Consider the following 18,033-nt stretch of genomic DNA (forward strand, 5'->3'; position numbering starts at 1 on the left):
TCGACCGCCTTCTTGCCACCCGCGTTCGAGGTGTCGAAGTAGGCGTTGCCCAGGTTCTTCGGGATGAACGTCACCGACGTGTTGTCACCGCCGGTGTCGCTGCTGTCGCCCGAGGAGTCGTCGCCACCGCACGCGGTCAGCGCCAGGCCGGCGACCAGGGTGAGCGCCGCGAGGCCGCCCAGTCGGTTCTGCATCTTCACGTCTGTCGTGATCCTTCTGTGGAGGTGTGCCCGAGCTAGATGAGCCCACGCCGTACGGCGCGGACGATGACCTGGATGTTGTGGTCGACGCCCCACTCCTGGCGGACCGCCTGGAGGCGCCGCCAGACGGTGGCCTCCGAGACGTTGGCCGCCGCGGCGGCCTCGGCCGTGGTGCCGCCGTCGGCCAGGGTGCGCAGGATCTGGAGCACCAGCTCGTCGACCACCGGCGACGGCGTCCGGTCGCGTCGTGCCACTGCTCTCCCTTCCTCGGATCTGGTTGTCGTCAGTCCTGGAACGATTCAAGGTCGGGAAGGAGTGTGGCAGGCGCCACAGATAATTGAAAGGCTTCAAGTCATCGTGAGGGGATCCTCGCAACTTGCTGTGAACCGCTAGGCAACGTCGGTCGCGCTATGAAACGGTTCACCGCACCGCGTGACGACCGTCACGCGATTCCGACGGGCATCGCGCGTCGGGACGTCGGGCCGAGCGGACTCGGGCCCGAGGTGTCGCAGGACATGTGCGCCGGCACGGCGTACGTAGCGAAAGGGCAATTGTGAGAAGGACGAGAGCATCAGGCGCGCTGGTCGCGTTGGGTCTGGCCGTCACGCTGGGACCGGCGGGCGCGGTCATTCCCCAGGCCGTGCTGGCGCCGGCCTCGGCGACGGTGGTCCAGGCACCGCTGGCGCAGGTCGCGGTCTCCGGGCTGGAGGTCAACCACCTCTTCGCACCGCAGGGCATCGACGACTCCGCCCCGGTCTTCTGCTGGGGCATGGACTCCAACGTGGTCGGCGCGAAGCAGGTGAGCTACCGCATCGAGGTGGCGAAGGACCGGGCCTTCAGCAAGATCGCCTGGGACAGCGGCACGGTCGTCTCGGACGAGTCGACCGACATCACCTACGGCGCCTCGGGCGCGGCGGAGAAGCTGAAGCCGGAGACGGACTACTGGTGGCGGGTCACCATCGTCGACGACCGCGGAGTCGAGACGGTCTCGGACGTCTCCTCGTTCTCCACCGGCCTGATGAGCGGCAAGATCGGCGCCTGGGACGGCGCCCAGTGGATCGGCAGCACCAAGACCAAGCTGGACGCCGAGTCGACGTACATGTTCGACATCAACACCAAGTTCACCATCACCAGCGGTGACAACGTGTCGTTCATCCTCGGTGGCGACGACCCGCGCCTGTCGAGCGAGTTCCGCAACGTCTTCGGCGCGCCCGGCGGCGAGAACTTCATCCGCGCCGAGCTCGACCTGTCCGGCGTCACCGCCGACCCGGCGACCAACACCGGCGGCGTGCTGAACCTCTACCGCAAGGGCTACCACCGCACCGACGACGACAACGGCGACCCGAACACGCTGCCGTACAAGTCGGTCCGCCTGGTCGACAGCACCGCCGCCGCGGTCAAGACGCTCTTCACCCCGGCGAACAAGAACGCCGAGCACACCCTGCGCATCCAGGCCAACGCCAGCGCGATGACCTTCACGGTCGACAACGTGAACCTCACCGGCTTCACCGCCGCCACGATGACCGTCGGCGCCGGCCGCCCGGCCGCGGCCAACAACCTCAACGTGTCGCCGAACTCGACGATCAACGACGCCGGCGTGCACACCTTCGTGACCGGCAACAACTACAACACCTTCCCGCACCTCGGGAAGATCGGCTTCTCGGTGAAGAACGTCGGCGACGACGTCTCGCTCACCGACTACAAGCTCGTCGACATCGGCCAGAGCGCGAAGCGCACCCTGTTCGACTCGACCACCGGCGCGAACTACAGCATCTTCAGCTCGCTGCCGAACTCCGGCATCACGACGACCGGCAACACCATCCGCGTGCGTCCGACCGCCGCCGCCCAGCTGGGCCCGAAGTACGCCGACCCGACGTACGGCGCCCAGACCCACCTGCGCACGGAGTTCCGGGTCAGCCCGACCAAGGAGATCGCCCAGGCGAAGCTCTACGTCACCGCCCAGGGTGCCTACGAGATGTTCATCAACGGCGACCGGGTCAGCGACGACTACATGAACCCGGGCATGGCGACCTTCGCCAAGACGCTGAACTACAACACCTACGACGTGACGGACATGCTGTCCACCGGCACCAACGCCGTCGGCGCCCTGCTGGGCCCCGGCTTCTGGACCGGCAACATGACCTTCACGCCCGGCAACTACAACATGTTCGGCGACAGCGAGGCGCTGCTGGCGAAGATGGTCGTGACCTACGCCGACGGCACCAGCGAGACGATCCTCACCGACCCGTCGACCTGGAAGACCTTCAACGACGGTCCGAACCGCTACGCCGACAACTTCCAGGGCGTGCGGTACGACGCCAGCAAGGAGCCGAGCGTCGCGGGCTGGTCGACGGCCGCCTACAAGAACGCGCTGCTCAGCAAGTGGTCGCCGGCGGAGGTCATCCCGCTCAAGGCCGGCCTGAACCCCGAGATCATCGCGCGCCAGGACCAGCCGGTCCACGAGGTCGAGCGGCTGACGGCCAAGCGGGTGCTGGAGACGCACAGCGCGGACGACACCACCTGGACCTACGACATGGGCGTCAACATGGTCGGCGTCCCGACCGTGACCATCCCCGCGGGCACCCTGCAGGCCGGTGACGAGGTCCTGTTCCGCTTCGCGGAGACGATCTACCCGGGCAACAGCGACTCGCCCAACACGACGTACCCGGGTGCGGACCCCCGCACCCCGACCCCGAAGCCGTACGCCGACCTCTACGGGCCGAGCGGCAGCTACCGTCCCGGTGTCGCCGGTCGGATCCTGACCGACACCTACCGGGCGGCGACGCCGCACGACGTCTACGTGGCCTCGGCCGCGGACGCGACGCGCGACGTGGTCATCACGCCGAACTTCACGTTCCGTGGTTACCAGTACATCGAGATCACCGTCCCGCGGCGCACCACCCCGCTGCCGCTGGAGAACGTCGACGGCATCGTCCTGTCGTCGATCGACCTGCCGGAGGGCACCTACACGGCGACCACCAGCGACGACAACTACACGGGCAAGCTGGCCAACCAGTTCTTCAAGAACGCCCAGCGCAGCCAGGTCGGCAACTTCTTCTCGCTGCCGACCGACTGCCCGCAGCGCAACGAGCGGATGGGCTGGACCGGCGACCTGCAGGCCTACGCCCGCTCCGCGACGTACAACTCGACCGACACCCAGGCGTTCCTGCGCCAGTGGCTGATCGCGCTGCGCGACGCCCAGGGCGTCAACGGCGGCATCGGCGACACCGTCCCGATCATCAGCCTCACCGGTGACCGGGGCACGAACTACCCGCAGTCCCCGACCTGGGAGGGTGCGGTCGCGCAGGCGCCGTGGCAGCTCTACACCCAGTACGGCGACACGCAGATCATCCGGGAGAACTTCCCGACGATCCGCAAGTGGCTGGACTCCTACCTCGCCAACGGCGGCGTGCTGAGTCCCGACTACCCGGGCCTCACGAGCCGGACGTCGGGCAACGCCGACCACATCAGCATGGACGCCAACACCCAGGCGCACATGGTCGGCCAGGCGATGTACCTGTACTACCTGGACATCTCCTCGCAGATGGCCGACATCATCGGCGAGACGGCGTACGCCGAGGTCCTGCGCGGTCGCTACACGCAGGGCGTCGACAGCTTCAACCGGCTCTACGTCGACCCGCAGACCGGCTTCACGCTGAACGCGACGCCCGGGGCCACCCTGGTGACCGGCCGGACCCTGCAGGACTCGCAGGCCTCCTACGCCACCCCGCTCGCGCTCGACCTGTTCAGCGACGAGATGACGGTCCAGGCCGGGCCCAACCAGGGCCTGACCTACAAGGAGTTCGCCACCAAGCGCCTCGCCGAGCTGATCGCCGACCCGGCCCAGAGCAACAACGGTGCGGGCCCCCTCGCTGGCACCGGCCTGTTCTCGGGCGGCCAGGCCAGCAACAAGCCGTACACGATCACGACCGGCTTCAACGCCACGCCGAACATCCTCCCGGCGCTGACGAAGAACGGCCAGATCGACACGGCGTACAAGCTGTTCAGCAACGACGACTTCGCCAGCTGGCTGTACCCGGTCACCCTGGGTGCGACCTCGATGTGGGAGCTGTGGAACTCCTACGAGCGCGGCTTCGCCCAGGGCGGCAACAGCCAGATGAACTCGCAGAACCACTTCGCCCTGGGTGCCTCGCAGGCCTGGATGTACGAGTACCAGCTCGGCATCACCTCGGCCGGTGAGAAGGGCTACCGGGACTTCATCCTGCAGCCCGTGCCCGGCGGCGAGTTCACCTCGGTCGAGGGCAGCATGGCCTCGACGTACGGCGAGATCGAGTCCGCCTGGACGGCCACCGACGGTGAGCTGACGTCGTACAGCACCACGGTCCCGGCCAACACGACGGCGACGCTCTACCTGCCGACGGACACCGCGGTGAGCGGCTTCAAGGCGATCCCGGGCGTGTCCTTCGTGGGCATGACCGAGCGCAACGGGCTCGACGTCGCCGAGTTCGAGCTCGGCGCCGGTGGCTACGAGTTCGACGTCGACGGCAGCACGGTGACCGCGACGCTCGACAGCGGGTACGCCGTCGACGAGCCCGCGGGCGACTCGACCGTCAAGGCGCCGGCGGTGTCCGGCACCTACGGCAGGGCCACCACCGTGGTCGCCACGGTCACGGGCTCGGCGCCGACCGGCACCGTGTCGGTCAAGGCCGGCACGCGGACCCTCGGCACCGCCAAGGTGGCGAACGGGGTCGCCCGGGTCGTCCTGGGGGCCACCGCGCTCCCGGCGGGCCGTCGTACCCTCGCCCTGGCCTACAGCGGTGACGCCAAGAACGCGGCGTCCACCGGCTCGGTGACGGTCTCGATCCGCAAGGCGAGCACGAGGCTCTCGGTCTCGCTGGCTCCGAAGAAGCCGAAGGCCGGGACCCGGCCGAAGGTCAAGGTCACGGTCTCCGCGACCGGGATCAAGGCGACGGGTGCCGTCCGGGTCGTCCTCCGGGGCAAGGTCATCGCCCGAGGCACGCTCAACGCCAACGGCAAGGTGACGGTCCGGCTGCCGAAGCAGGCCGCCGGCAAGCGCACCGTCCGCGTCGTCTACGCCGGTACGGCGAACGTCGCGGGCAGCTCGAAGGCGGTGACGCTCCGGGTCGCGCGTCGCTGACCCAGCAGCAGCAACCAGGGAGGGTCCAGTCGCTCGGGCGGCTGGGCCCTCTCGCGTCATCTAGAGTTTCCGCGTGACCCAGCACTCGGCCCTCCGTGGGTGAGGAGTCCGACCGGCGCCCGCCGCGGATGGACGACGTGGCGAAGCGCGCCGGGGTCTCGGTCGGAACCGTCTCGCACGTCCTCAACCACCCGGAGCGGGTGGCGTCCCGCACTCTCGACCGGGTCAACCGCGCGATCGAGGAGCTGGGCTTCGTCCCGGACCGGCGGGCTCGCGCGCTGGCGGGCGGCAGCAGTGCCCTCATCGGGTTCGTCGTGCTGGACCTGACCAACTCCTACTTCGTGGACATGGCCCGCGGCGCGGAGGAGGAGGCTCAGCTGGCGGGGATGAACGTGGTGCTGGCCAACTCCGACCTGCAGGCCGCCAAGGAGCTGACCTACCTGCACCTCTTCGACGAGGAGCGGGTCGCCGGGATCCTGCTGACCCCGCTGGCCCGCCGGGACGAGCAGGCGTGGCGGTCCGCGGGCTGGCGCGGCGAGCTGGTCATCCTCAACACCGAGGCGGAGCCGGACCGCTGCAGCGTCGTACCGGACGACGAGCTCGGGGGCTACCTGGCCGCCCGGCATCTGATCGAGGTCGGCCGCCGCAACCTCGTGTTCGCGGGTGGGCTGTTCGGTCTCGCGCCCGTGGCCAACCGCCTGCGCGGAGCCGAGCGTGCGGTCGCCGAGACCAACGGGGCGGTCCGGATGTCGACCGTCGTGGCCGACGGGCTCCGGCCCCACCACGGGCGGGAGATCGGTCGTGGCCTGGCGGAGCTGTCACCCGCCGACCGGCCGGACGGGGTGGTGGCCGCGGCCGACCTCCTCGCCCTGGGCATCGTGCAGTCGCTGGCGGGCGACCCGACGCTGCGGATCCCCGACGACCTCAGCGTCGTCGGCTACGACAACAACCAGGCGTCGTGGGAGAGCGAGATCCCGCTCACGACCATCGCGCAGCCCGGCCACGCGATCGGCCAGACGGCCGCCCGGTTGCTGATCGACGAGATCCGCCACCCGGCGACGCACCTGCACCAGCACGTCCGCATCGATCCGCAGCTGATCGTGCGCGGCAGCAGCGTTCCCGCCTCGGGTCGCTAGAGGCCCAGCCGGCCGAGGGACCGCAGGACGAAGCCGGTGACCGCGGGGTTCGGGCGGAGCAGCGAGGTCGTGAGGCCCGGCCCGATCAGGTGGAGGCGACCGCTGGACCACAGGTCGGTTCGCGCGACGACGGGCTGCTCGCGGAGCTCCCTGGCCGTGGTCGCCCCCGTCGTCCCGACGAGGACGACGTCGATCCCGTCCAGCACGTCGAGGTGCTCCGGGCCGACGATCACGAGGCCGTCGGCGCTCCGGTTCCAGCGGCCCACGCTCGTGAGGTCCGCCACCTGCGGGGCGAGGTCGAGTCCCAGGCGCCCGAGCAGCTGGTGGGACTGCGAGCCCGGGGTCGCGTCGAGGTAGGCCTGCCCGCCGCCGTAGAGGCCGAGGGCGTACGTCGCTCCGGCGAGCTCCGGATGGTCATCGGCGAACCGGTCCAGGTCGGCGTCGGAGTCCGCGATCAGATCGAGCGCCTCGTCGTACCGGAAGAGGGCCCGGCCGAGGGTCCGGGTGACCTCCTCGCCGCTGTCGGTGGTGTCCCCGGTCGGCTCGGCCGGGGCGAGGACCGGGGCGATCCGGGACAGCTGGTCGTAGGCGTCGAGGTAGGGACCGGTGGCCGAGACGGCCAGGATCAGGTCGGGGCGGGCGAGGGCGATGCGCTCGAGGTCGGGGAGGTCGTCGTCGAGGACGGCGACGTCGCCCGACAGCACCGGCATGACGCCCGGCCAGTTGCCGTCGCGGCTGGTCGGATCGCGGACCGCCGCCACGATCGGCACGTCCAGGGCCGCGGCGACCTGGGTGTCGGTGGACCCGAGGGTCACCACGCGCCGTGGCGGTCGGAGCACGGTCGTCGTCCCGCGCGAGTGGCGGACGGTGACCGCCTCCCCGGGCGGGTCCTCCCTCGTCGCGCCGAGCGGCACGTCCGGGTTCTGCCCGGCGGTGCACCCGGCCGCGAGCAGCAGCGACACGAGCAGCCCGAGCGCGCCGGGGATGACCGACCTGACCCTCACCGGGTGATTGTCACCCCTGCCCGACCGTCCATCGACCCGTCACTCGGTGACCGACGCGCCGCAGCGCGAGGTCATTCAGTGACGGGTCAGCGTTGCGGGACTGCGCAGTGCCACCGGGTCGGGGAGTGGCCGGGCGTCGACGTGGGGGAGGACCTCCTCGAAGATCAGCCGGTAGATCTCGTCCCGGTCCTCCGCCCGCCCGGCGGGGATGGCCGGGATGATCCGGACGTGGCGGGCACCGTTGGCGGCGATCTCCTGGATCGTCTCGACCACCCGCTGCGGCGAGCCCACGAGGGAGCCGGAGGCCCGGGCGACCTCGCGGTGGGTCCACTCCTTCTCCCAGGCGGCGGGCGTGCCGAGGCGGCCGGGCTGCGGACCCTCGCCGCCGACCTCGAGGTACTCCGCCCAGCGCTGCTCGGCGGCGCGCTGGGTCGGGGCGACCACGACGGTGAGGCCGAAGCCGAGCCAGGTCAGGCACTCCTCGACGGTGGCGGCGTCGTGGCCGCCGGCGAGCAGCGCCTCGGTGTAGAGCGGCAGGTCGGCCCGGTTGTCGCCGTCCTTGGCCAGCCACTGGCCCATGATCACCGGCACGCCCTCGCGACCGAGCCGCTGGATGGTGGCCGGGGTGCGGGTGGCCCGGGCGACCAGCGGCCGGGGGAGCCGGTACGACGCGGGGCTGACCCGGGCGCTGATCACCCCGCGGTCGACGCTGGTGCCGATGTCGAGCGGCGGGTCGCCCTCCTCGTGCGCCCAGATGCGCAGGGCGGCCTGGATCCGCTCCTCGGTCACCCGGGCCCGGTCGATGCCCTCGGCGCCGAACGCCTCGAGCTCGGTCGGGGAGGCGGAGCCCGCCGCCAGCGCGACCAGGAACCGGCCCCGGGTGAGCTGGTCGAGGATGTTGCACTTCTCGACCAGCCGCAGCGGGTGCTCGAGCGCCACCTGCGCCACCGTCACGGAGATGTGGGCGGTGCTGAGCCGCCCGGCGAGGTGGGCGCCCATCAGGAACGGGTCGACGTAGGTGTTGTAACCGGCCAGGTGGTGCTCGGTCAGGCCGATCGAGGCGACGCCGTGCTGCTCGGCGAGCAGCGCCTTCTCGACCACGCCGGCCATCACGTCGGCGTCGTCGGACGCCTGTCGGCTCTGCGGGCTCAGGTGGAGCGAGACGTGCATCGGGGTCCTTTCGACGGCGCGCACCCGGTGTGCATTATCTCTATCAAGATAGCCCACAATTGATGTAGAAGAACTAGCGTGTCGCAAGGTGAACTTCTAGCGCGTGCGGGTGGCCTCGGCGGCCTCGGCGGCGAAGATCATCGACGCCCTCCGCAGCACGGCGTTCTCCTCGCGCAGATCCTCGACCTCGGCCTCGAGCTCGGCGATCCGGGACAGCAGCTGCTCCTTCGGGGCCTGTCGCAGGCGGGCGGCCTCGCCGGTCGCGAACATGCCGTCGTCGAGCCGCTTGACCCAGATCCGCAGCGACTGCTCGCCGACCTCGAACTCCTCCGCGACCTCGCGGAGGATGGAGCGGTTGCCCGGCTCGTTCTGGCGGCGGTCGGCGACCCGTCGTACGGCGGCGTCGCGCACCTCGTCGCTGTACTTCTTCTCGAAAGCCACGGGTGTCCTTCAGTCCTGGATCGTCGGCACAGCCTAGCGAGGAGGAGACCCGCTCAGGCGCGGCGACGCACCAGCTCGGTCAGTGGCAGCCGGACCCGGGGCGCGGTGTCGCGCTCGAGGTGCTCGGGCTCCAGGTCCGCGGTCTCGGTCGCTCGCCCGACGGCCACCAGGACCCAGGGCTCGTACGGCGCCGCGACGTCCAGCCGCTCGGCCGCGACCGTGGCGTCGAAGCCGCCGATCTGGCGCACGTGCAGCCCCAGGTGGTGCGCCTGCACCGTCAGGTGGGCGACGGCCTGGCCGAGGTCGTACTCGGCGAAGCGCTGCGCCCGACCGTCGGCGCCGACCCGCTCGACGATGCCGAGGACGAGCAGCGAGGCCCGCTCGGCCCACCAGCGGTTCCGCTCGTAGACCGCGGAGGTCACCAGGGCGTGCAGGTCGGTGCCGCGCCGGGCGGCGACGAAGCGGCGCGGCTGGCGGTTCTGGGCGGACGGGGCCCAGCGGGCCGCCTCGAGCAGCGTGGTGACGTCGTCCTCGTCGAGCTCGTGGTCGCGCACGAACGAGCGGGGGCTCCACCGCTCGGCGAGGAGGTCGTGCAGCGGCTCGTCGGTGGGGGCGCGCCGGCTCATGCCGCCGCGTCCGCGGGCGAGCTGCCGCGCAGCTCCACGTCGAGGATCGTCTCGAGCGCGGGCAGCACCCGGCACCCGCGGCGGTACTCCTCGAGCAGCTCGTCGGTGCCGGCCGGGTCGAGCCCGCCGACCAGCACCTCGACGACCAGGCGGCCGACCTTCAGCCGCCCGGCGGGGTAGCGCGAGACCCGGGCCCGGACCTGGACGTCGCGCCGGGGCTCGGCCTCCTCGTCGTCCGGGTCGGACGCGAGGTCCCCGTCGTGCAGCACGTTGAGCATGTTGGCGACCAGGGCCGAGATCAGCAGGTCCAGCGGCCCCGGGGCGCGGCCCGGTCCGCCCGAGGCGACCGAGCCGTCGGCGAGCAGCTCGAAGGAGGTGCCGCGCAGGGCGAAGCGGCCGCGCACCTCGGTGGTGCAGCCGGTGATGGCGCTGGCGTAGTCGTAGCCGGACACGTGCGGTTCCTCCTGGGGCGGACGTGGGGTCGGACGGGATCAGACGGCGAGCAGGGCCTGGGTGTAGTCGTGCTGCGGGGCGAGCACGACCTCGTCGGTGCGGCCGAGCTCGACCAGCCGGCCGCGGCGCATCACCGCGACCCGGCTCGCGACGTCGGCGACCACGGCGAGATCGTGGGTGACCAGGAAGTAGGTCAGCCCGAGGTCGCGCTGGAGCTCCTGCAGCAGCTCGAGGATCTGGGCCTGGATGGTCGCGTCCAGCGCGGAGACCGGCTCGTCCAGCACCACCAGCTCAGGGGAGAGGGCGAGCGCCCGGGCGATCGCCACCCGCTGCCGCTGGCCACCGGAGAGCTCCTGCGGGCGGCGGCCGACGTACGACGAAGGGATCCGCACGCGGTCGAGCAGCTGCCGGACGCGGGTGCGGCGCTCGGCGCGGGAGCCGATCCGGTAGGCCTCCAGCGGCTCCGCCACCAGTGCCCCGAGGTCGAGGCGCGGGTTCAGGGAGTCGAAAGGGCTCTGATAGACGACCTGCATCCGGCGGCGCAGCGCCCGGACGCCCGCCCGGCCCAGCGAGCCGACGTCCTCGCCGAGCACCCGGACCGCGCCCCGGTCGGCCTGCTCCAGACCGAGGATGAGGCGGCTGGTCGTGGTCTTGCCGGATCCGGACTCGCCCACCAGGGCGAAGGTGGAGCCGGCCGCGACCTCCAGCGACACGTCGTCGACGGCCTGCACGCGCGACGTGCCGCGCCCGAACTCCTTGGAGACGCCGCGCAGCTCGATCGCCGTCGCCGCCCCCGGGTCCAGGACGGTCGAGGTGGGTCGGTCCTGGCGTCGGTAGGCCTCGCCGATGCTGAGCACCCGGCCCTCGGCGATCCGGGCGGAGCTGGCCAGCAGCGCCTGCGTGTAGGCGTGCTGCGGCCGGGCGAACACGTCGTCGACCGGTCCGGCCTCCACGACCCGGCCGCCCTGGAGGACCACGACGTCGTCCGCGTTCCGGCTGGCCAGGGCCAGGTCGTGGGTGATCAGCACGACGGTGGTCCCGTGCTTGGTCCGGACGTCGTGCAGCCGGCGCAGCACGTCCTGGCCGACCAGGACGTCGAGCGCGCTGGTCGGTTCGTCGGCGATCACCAGCTGCGGGCGCTGGCTGAACGCGATCGCCACCAGGATGCGCTGCCGCATCCCGCCCGACAGCTCGTGCGGGTAGCGGCGGAGCAGGGTCTCCGGATCGGCGAAGCCCAGGTCGGCGAGGTCGGCGACGATCCGCTCCTGCACCTCGTCGGCGCCCAGCGGGGAGCCGGCGAGCCTGAAGGCCTCCCGGACCTGGGCGCCGACGGTCTTCGTCGGGTTCAGCGACCCGATCGGGTCCTGCGGGACGAATCCGATCTGGGCGCCGCGCAGTGGTCGGAACTCGCGGTCGGTGCGGGCCAGCAGGTCCTCGTCCTCGAAGCGGACCTCGCCGCCCGTGATGTCGCCGTTGCCGGGCAGCAGCCGGACGACGGCGTGCGCCAGCGTGCTCTTGCCGGAGCCGGACTCGCCGATGACGGCCGTGACCCGGCCGCGGGCGATCTCCAGCGAGACCCCCTCGAGCGCGGTCTCGCGGGAGTCCCCGCGGCGGTAGGCGACGGACAGGTCGGTGATCGTGACGAGAGGCGTGCTCACGGGCGGTTCTCCTGCAGCAGGTAGGCGATGCGGTTGAGCAGGACGACGACGGCGGTCAGGGCGAGGCCCGGGATGATCGCGACCCACCAGGCGTGCACGAGGTACTTCTGACCCCCGGAGATCAGCACGCCCCACTCGGGCGACGGCGGGGCCTCGCCGAAGCCGAGGTAGCTGAGCGAGCCGATGGCCAGCATCGCCAGGCCGAAGTGCATGGCCGTGTAGGACAGCACCGGCGGGTAGACGGCCGGGACGACGTGCCGGGTGAGGACCCGCCAGGGCCGGGTCCCGCAGGTGCGGGCGGCCTCGACGTACCCGAGGGTCTGGGCCTGGATGACCAGGCCACGCACCAGGCGGGCGAAGCCGGTGGCCTCCGCGATGCCGATGGCGACGGCGGCGATGTAGGCGCCGCGGCCGTACGCCGTGATCGCGGCGAGCGCGAGCAGCACCGCGGGGACGGCCATCACGGCCTCGGTCAGGATGCTCAGCAGCCGGTCGAGGACACCACCGGGGCGGACGCCCGAGGCGATGCCGACGACCGAGCCGAGGACCAGCGCGACCAGGACGGCGAGCGCGGCGGAGAAGAACGAGATGCGCAGGCCGTGCACGACGCGCGACCACAGGTCGCGGCCGATCTCGTCGGTGCCGAACCAGAACGAGCCGCTCGGCGGCTGGAACGGCAGGCCGTCCAGCGCGAGCGGGTCGTGGGTCGCGGTGACGCCCGGGAACAGGGCGACCAGGACGAGGACGCCGAGCAGGACGAGGTGGACGTGCAGCTCCCGCAGCCGGCGGCGTCGGCGGCCCGGGCCGGTGGCCCCGGGCCGGTCGGTCTCGGGGACCGGCAGCTCGGGTGCCGAGGCGACCGAGGGGGTCAGCGTGCCTTGGATGGTGTCGGTCATGCGGGGACCTCCTGGGTCCGGTCCTGGGCGGCCCGCGCCGGGGCGCGGCGTCGTACCCGCGGGTCGAGGACGGCGTACCCGACGTCGACGACCATGTTGATGACGACGTAGACGAGGGCCAGCACGACCACCAGCCCGAGCACCACGGTCAGGTCGACGGCCCGGACCGACTCGACCATCAGCCGGCCGATGCCGTTGCGCGAAAAGACCACCTCCACGACGGCCGTCCCGGCCAGCAGCTGGCCGACCCGGAGGCCGAAGACGGCCAGGAACGGGAACGCGGCGTTGCGCACGCAGTGCCGCAGCACCGTGTAGGTGCGGCTCGCCCCCTTGGCCGGGGCGGTGACCGCGGCGTACGTCTTCCCGACCTCGGAGCGCAGGCCGCTGATCAGCACCTGGGCGAACTGGGCCGCCCCGAGGAGGGCGAGCACCGCCGTCGGCAGCACGATCGACGCCGCGCCCTGGCTGCCGCTGGAGGGGAACCAGCCCAGGGTGATGGCGAAGAGGTAGATGAACAGCACCCCGATCCAGAAGACCGGGAGGCTGACGTACGCCGACGGCACCAGGGCCGCCAGCGACCGCAGCCGCCGCGAGCGTGGCACTACGGCGAGCAGCGCGAGGGCGAACCCGAGCGGCACCGACACGAGCAGCGACAGCGCGGTCAGCGTGAGCGTGTTGGGCAGGGCCTCGCCGAGCAGCGCGGTGACCGGCCGGTCGTTGATGAGTGAGTGGCCGAGGTCGCCGTGCAGCAGCCCGGTGAGCCCGGACCAGTACTGCTGGCCCAGGCTGTCGTTGAGGCCGACCTCGGTGCGCAGTGCGTCGAGGTCGAGGTTGCTCAGGTCGCTGCTGCCGACGGTGTCGGTCGTGCCGATCCGGGCCAGCACGGCGTCGCCGGGCAGCACGAACAGCAGGAAGAAGGAGGCGGAGTACGCCGCCGCGATCACGGCCGCCGCATGGGCGAGGCGCACCGCGACGACGCGGGCGACGGTGCGCACCACGTCCCCCCGGCCGGCCGGGGCGGGTGCCCCGGCCGGCGCCACGACTGGTGCGGTGGTCGTGGTCGTCATGACTCGTCGACCCAGACGTCGCTCAGCAGCGGCAGGTGGCTCGCCTCGAGCGTCGGGAGGTGGGTCGTGTTGCGGTAGGCCAAGGGCTGGATGAAGTCGTAGAGCGGGATGAAGTAGGCCTGCTCGAGGATCGTCCGGGCCGCCGTGTCGGCCAGCACCTGGCGGGCGGCCTGGTCGGGCTCCGCGAGGATCGCCGCGAAGGTCCGGTCCAGCGCGGGGTCCAGACCGCCGTAGTTGCCGCGGAGCACGTCGACGTCGGGGCGGGTGCCGCTGCCCCACGAGAACGAGTAGTCGCCGTTGACCAGCCGCTGGTTGAGCTCGGCGGCGGTGAGGCTGCCGAAGCTCAGCTCGACGCCGAGGTCCTTCCACTGCGACTGCACGACCGCGATGTTCGGCTCGTGGGAGATGGTCGAGGGGCTGTAGATCAGGTCGAACGACAGCCGCTCGCCGTCCTTCTCGCGGACGCCGTCGTCGCCCTTGACCCAGCCGGCGTCGTCGAGCAGCCGCTCGGCCTCGTCGACGTCGGTGGTGATGAGCTCGGACTGGTCGGTCCAGAACGGGTTGCTCGCCGCGAACACGCTGGTCGCCGGGACGTCGATCGCCGACGCCCGCTCCAGGACGGCCTCGCGGTCGACCGAGAGGGCCAGCGCCCGCCGTACCTCGGGGTCGTCGAGGCCGGGCTTCGCGGTGTTGACCACGAAGCCGAGGGCCGCGCCGGGCAGCGGGTCACGACGGATCGTGAGGTCGGGGTTGGTCGAGAACTCGGTCTTGTCGGCCGGCTCGGTGTTGTGCATCAGGTCGATGTCGCCGTTGCGCAGCTGGGCGGCCGCGATGCTGTTGTCCGGCGTGGTCGAGACCTCGATGCCGTCCAGGTACGCCGCGCCCTGGTTCTCGGCCGACGCCGGCGCCCAGGCGTAGTCGTCGCGGCGGTCGAGGACGTAGCCCTCCTCGCCCCGCGTCTCGGCGACCACGAACGGGCCGCTGCCGATGATCGTGTCGCCCTCCTGGCGCTGCTCGTAGGACAGCGCCGCGGTCTCCGGCGCCACGATGCCCAGCGAGGTCGTCGAGCTGGCCTGGAGGAACGAGGAGTTGGGGGAGTCGAAGTCGAAGACGACCGTCGACGGGTCGGGGGTGGTGATCTCGCGCAGATCGCCGATCCACTCGTTGGCGACGGCGTACTTGGCGCCCTGGGAGACCAGGGCGTCGTAGCTCTGCTTGACCGCGGCGGAGTCGAGCTTCTCGCCGTTGCTGAAGGTGACGTCATCGCGCAGCGTGTACTCGTAGTGGGTGGCGCTCGCGTCGACCGTCCACTCGGTCGCGAGCCACGGCTCGATCGTCCCGTCCTCCTGCTGGAAGACGAGGGAGTCGACGATGCCGCGGACCGGGACCGCCGGTCCGTAGCCGGTGTGCACGGCCGGGTCGGTCGAGCTCAGGTTGGCGCCGGTGGTGCGGTACTTCAGCACGCCGCCCTGCACCGGAGTGTCCGACGAGCTGGACACCGCGTCGCCTCCCGCGCAGCCACCGAGCAGGACGGCAGCGGTGGACAGGACCGCGATCGCGGCGGTGAACCGCCTGCGGGGATGACGCAACATCTCGACGTACTCGCTCTCTCTCGGGGGCGGAGGGTGCGCCCACTGGCACCGCTCCGCGCCAGAACGCTAAGCCGCGTGCCGAGCGTTTAAGTCGACCATCTCACTAGATGAACAAAATTAAAATTTTCTACGGTGCCGACGCTAGGTTCTGATCGAACTTCTAGTGGAGCGGCCTCGGTCGCAAGTGAAGGAGCGAGATGAGCACTATCAAGATCGAGGCGGCCGGGACGGTCTTCTACCTCCCGTACTACGTCGCCGAGGAGGAGGGCTACTTCGCCGAGGAGGGGCTCGACGTCGAGCTGATCCGCAAGCGCCCGAGCGACGAGGAGGGCCTGCGCTTCATCGAGCGGCCCGACATCGTGTCCTCGTTCAGCAGCTTCAAGCTGTTCGAGGCCGGCCAGTCGCAGCTCTACAACGCGTGCGAGTGGGGCCAGCTGCGCCGTTCGCAGGACAGTCAGGTCAACGGCAAGGTGGTCGCCCGCCGCTCCGCCGTCGCCAGCCAGGCGATCATCGTGCGGCCCGACTCGCCGTACAACGTCCCCGGCGACCTCGCCGGCGTCCGGGTCGGCGTGAACTTCCACCACGGCTCGCACTACCTGGTCCTCCAGCTGCTCGAGGGCTTCCTGCCGCGCACCGACATCAACCTGGTCGGCATCAAGGGCAAGGAGCGCTTCGAGGCGCTGCGCGACGGCGACATCGACGCCGTCGCCGTCATGGAGCCGTGGATCACGGTCGCCGAGAAGCAGGGCTACAAGGTCCTCGCCGAGGGGCACTACTTCGGAGCCGAGGTCGCCGGCGAGAGCCTGACCGACGACCAGTTCACCAAGATCACCCGCGCGGTCAACCGCGCGGTGGACAAGATCCACGAGGACATCCGGCCCTACCTGAAGTACTTCGTCGAGCAGGCGGCGCCGGTCGCCGAGCTGGCTCCCGAGGACTTCAAGCTCGGGCGGCTGCGCTACATCCACGCCGGTCCCTACCCGGAGGACCACTTCAACCGGACGGTCGACTGGGTCGCCAGCTGGGGCCTGATCGGCGCGGAGAACGAGTTCGTCCAGCTCGTCGACTCCACCAAGCTCCTCCAGGGAGCATGACGGGCGAGCCCGGCAGCCACCACCCGGCGGCGCAGGTCCTCGCGGCCTGCGCCGCCGGCGTGTCCGGGGGGTGCCCGTGACCGCGGTCCTCCCGGTCGTGCGCAGCCGGCTGGCCGCGGTCACCGTGTGCGGGCTGGCCGCCGGCATGCTGCTGCTGGACATCCACAAGGTGTCGCTGGCCATCCCGTCGATCGAGCGGTCCCTCGACGCCGGCCCGACCGGCATCCAGCTGGTGTCGGCGTCGTACGTCGTGCTCTTCGCCGTCACCCTGGTCCCGGCCGGCCGGATCGGCGACCACGGCCACCGCCTGACGCTCACCCGGGCCGGGCTCTGGGGCGGGCTGCTCGCGGCCGCGGTGTGCACCTTCGCCCCCGGGATCGAGGTGCTGGTGCTGGGCCGGGCGCTCGCGGGCGTGAGTGCGGGACTGCTGATGCCGCAGCTGCTCGGGATCGTCCAGCACCTCTACCGGGCCGAGGAGCGCGGTCGCGCCTTCGGGCGGTACGGCGTCTGCGTCAGCCTGGCGACCGCGCTCGGGCCCAGCGTGGGCGGCCTCCTCATGGTGCTGCCGGCGCTCGGCTGGCGCGGGGTCTTCGCCCTCAATCTCCCCGTCTTCGCCGCGCTCCTGGTCGCCGTGCACCGGGTGCTGGCCGGGGCGGGCTCGCTGGACGGCGGGCGCCGCCGTCCGGACGTCGACTGGGGTGGCCTGGCCCTGGGGAGCGCGTCGCTGGTGCTGTTGCTGCTGCCCCTGGTGCTGACCACCGGCCGCCCCGGGGACCCGGCCGGTCGCTGGCTGGCCCTGCTGCCCGCCGCCGCGCTGCTGGTCGTCCTCGTGGTCCGCGGCCGGCGCCGGGCGGCCGCCGGGCGGACCGGCATCGTCGACCCGCAGCTGCTCGCCGTCCCGTCCTTCCGGAACGGGGTCCTGGTCTCGCTCACCTGGTTCGCGAGTGGCCCCGGGGTCAACCTGGCCCTGCTGATCTACCTGCAGTCCGCCCGCGGCCTGACCCCCTTCGAGGTCGGCCTGATCATGCTGCCGTCGTCGCTGACCTCGGTGCTCGGCGCCCACCTCGGCGGCCGGTACGTCGACCGCTGGGCCCGCTCCCTCACCCTCCTCGGCATCCTGGTCACCCTCGCCGGGGTGCTCGGCACGGTCGGCCTGGTCGTGGCCGGCGCCTCGACGCTCACGCTGGTGCTGCTGGTCCCGCTGCTCCAGCTGCTGTCGGGCCTCGGTGCCGGCCTCGTCGTGTCGCCCAACCACACGATGACGCTGCGCGACGTACCCCGGGACCGCGGGAGCGCCGCCGGCGCGATCGGCCAGCTCGGCCAGCGGATCGCCAACAGCCTCGGCGTCGCGACCGCCTCGGTGGCCTACTACACGCCGATCTACGGGTCCGGCCAGACCCTGTCGACCGCGTCCGAGGCCACCCACCGCCAGGCGCTGTACGGCGCCACCGCGGTCGCTCTGGTCTTCCTGCTCGCCGCCCTGCTGGTGGTGCTGCGCGACCGGCGGCGCCTGCGCGGACGGGGACGCCGGGGCGGGTGACCTGAGCGGTCGGCACCAGGCACCTCGGACGCGCCCG

Annotated in this window: 14 protein-coding genes and 1 pseudogene; 4 read left to right on the forward strand and 11 right to left on the reverse strand. The window is 71.7% G+C overall.

Annotated elements, in window-relative coordinates:
• Positions 1–200: pseudogene (locus V7S47_RS24645) on the reverse strand (rhamnose ABC transporter substrate-binding protein); the annotation flags it as partial.
• Positions 201–235: 35 nt separating this feature from the next.
• Entirely contained in the window at positions 236–454 is a 219-nt protein-coding gene (locus tag V7S47_RS24650; RefSeq protein ID WP_090860219.1) for a LysR family transcriptional regulator, read from the reverse strand.
• Between the two features lie 335 nt (positions 455–789).
• Between V7S47_RS24650 and V7S47_RS24655 the strand changes: the two genes are divergently transcribed.
• Both V7S47_RS24655 and V7S47_RS24660 read left to right on the forward strand, forming a co-directional pair.
• Positions 790–5,319 (forward strand): family 78 glycoside hydrolase catalytic domain, encoded by a 4,530-nt coding sequence (locus V7S47_RS24655; protein WP_336564076.1) that lies wholly within the window; start codon positions 790–792, stop codon positions 5,317–5,319.
• A 95-nt stretch (positions 5,320–5,414) separates the two neighbouring features.
• Positions 5,415–6,455: a LacI family DNA-binding transcriptional regulator gene (locus V7S47_RS24660; RefSeq protein ID WP_336564077.1), complete on the forward strand. Its 1,041-nt coding sequence runs from the start codon at positions 5,415–5,417 to the stop codon at positions 6,453–6,455.
• On the opposite strand, the gene V7S47_RS24665 is transcribed toward V7S47_RS24660, so the two are convergent.
• The 9 genes from V7S47_RS24665 to V7S47_RS24705 form a co-directional block, all read right to left on the reverse strand.
• Positions 6,452–7,459, reverse strand: a complete 1,008-nt coding sequence (locus V7S47_RS24665; RefSeq protein ID WP_336564078.1) for an ABC transporter substrate-binding protein — start codon at positions 7,457–7,459, stop codon at positions 6,452–6,454. The two genes, V7S47_RS24660 and V7S47_RS24665, sit on opposite strands and share 4 nt — an antisense overlap.
• A 75-nt stretch (positions 7,460–7,534) precedes the next feature.
• Positions 7,535–8,629 carry an LLM class flavin-dependent oxidoreductase gene (locus V7S47_RS24670; protein ID WP_336564079.1) on the reverse strand — a complete coding sequence of 365 codons (1,095 nt, stop codon included), beginning with the start codon at positions 8,627–8,629 and terminating at the stop codon, positions 7,535–7,537.
• A 96-nt stretch (positions 8,630–8,725) separates the two neighbouring features.
• Complete coding sequence (locus V7S47_RS24675; protein WP_336564080.1) at positions 8,726–9,070, reverse strand: transposase; 345 nt, start codon at positions 9,068–9,070, stop codon at positions 8,726–8,728.
• Between the two features lie 53 nt (positions 9,071–9,123).
• The gene (locus V7S47_RS24680; RefSeq protein ID WP_336564081.1) at positions 9,124–9,696 is read right to left on the reverse strand and encodes a nitroreductase family protein; all 573 of its coding nucleotides are present in this window, start codon (positions 9,694–9,696) and stop codon (positions 9,124–9,126) included.
• The gene (locus tag V7S47_RS24685; protein WP_336564082.1) at positions 9,693–10,148 is read right to left on the reverse strand and encodes a hypothetical protein; all 456 of its coding nucleotides are present in this window, start codon (positions 10,146–10,148) and stop codon (positions 9,693–9,695) included. Before V7S47_RS24685 ends, V7S47_RS24680 begins: the two co-directional genes overlap by 4 nt.
• A 39-nt stretch (positions 10,149–10,187) precedes the next feature.
• Positions 10,188–11,807 (reverse strand): ABC transporter ATP-binding protein, encoded by a 1,620-nt coding sequence (locus V7S47_RS24690; RefSeq protein ID WP_336564083.1) that lies wholly within the window; start codon positions 11,805–11,807, stop codon positions 10,188–10,190.
• On the reverse strand, positions 11,804–12,703 hold the full coding sequence (locus V7S47_RS24695; RefSeq protein WP_336564085.1) for an ABC transporter permease: 900 nt from the start codon (positions 12,701–12,703) through the stop codon (positions 11,804–11,806). Before V7S47_RS24695 ends, V7S47_RS24690 begins: the two co-directional genes overlap by 4 nt.
• Positions 12,700–13,770, reverse strand: coding sequence for an ABC transporter permease (locus V7S47_RS24700; RefSeq protein ID WP_336564086.1), 1,071 nt, complete (start codon positions 13,768–13,770; stop codon positions 12,700–12,702). Before V7S47_RS24700 ends, V7S47_RS24695 begins: the two co-directional genes overlap by 4 nt.
• Positions 13,767–15,362: an ABC transporter substrate-binding protein gene (locus V7S47_RS24705; protein WP_336564087.1), complete on the reverse strand. Its 1,596-nt coding sequence runs from the start codon at positions 15,360–15,362 to the stop codon at positions 13,767–13,769. The genes V7S47_RS24700 and V7S47_RS24705 overlap by 4 nt, the downstream gene beginning before the upstream one ends.
• Before the next feature lie 197 nt (positions 15,363–15,559).
• Between V7S47_RS24705 and V7S47_RS24710 the strand changes: the two genes are divergently transcribed.
• Together V7S47_RS24710 and V7S47_RS24715 are read left to right on the forward strand one after the other, a co-directional pair.
• Positions 15,560–16,456, forward strand: a complete 897-nt coding sequence (locus tag V7S47_RS24710) for an ABC transporter substrate-binding protein (protein ID WP_336564088.1) — start codon at positions 15,560–15,562, stop codon at positions 16,454–16,456.
• A 76-nt stretch (positions 16,457–16,532) separates the two neighbouring features.
• A complete protein-coding gene (locus V7S47_RS24715; RefSeq protein WP_336564089.1) occupies positions 16,533–17,996 on the forward strand; it encodes an MFS transporter in 1,464 nt (487 codons plus the stop codon).
• Positions 17,997–18,033 lie beyond the last annotated feature (37 nt).

Source organism: Nocardioides sp. CCNWLW216, assembly GCF_037120545.1.
Lineage (GTDB): Bacteria > Actinomycetota > Actinomycetes > Propionibacteriales > Nocardioidaceae > Nocardioides > Nocardioides lianchengensis.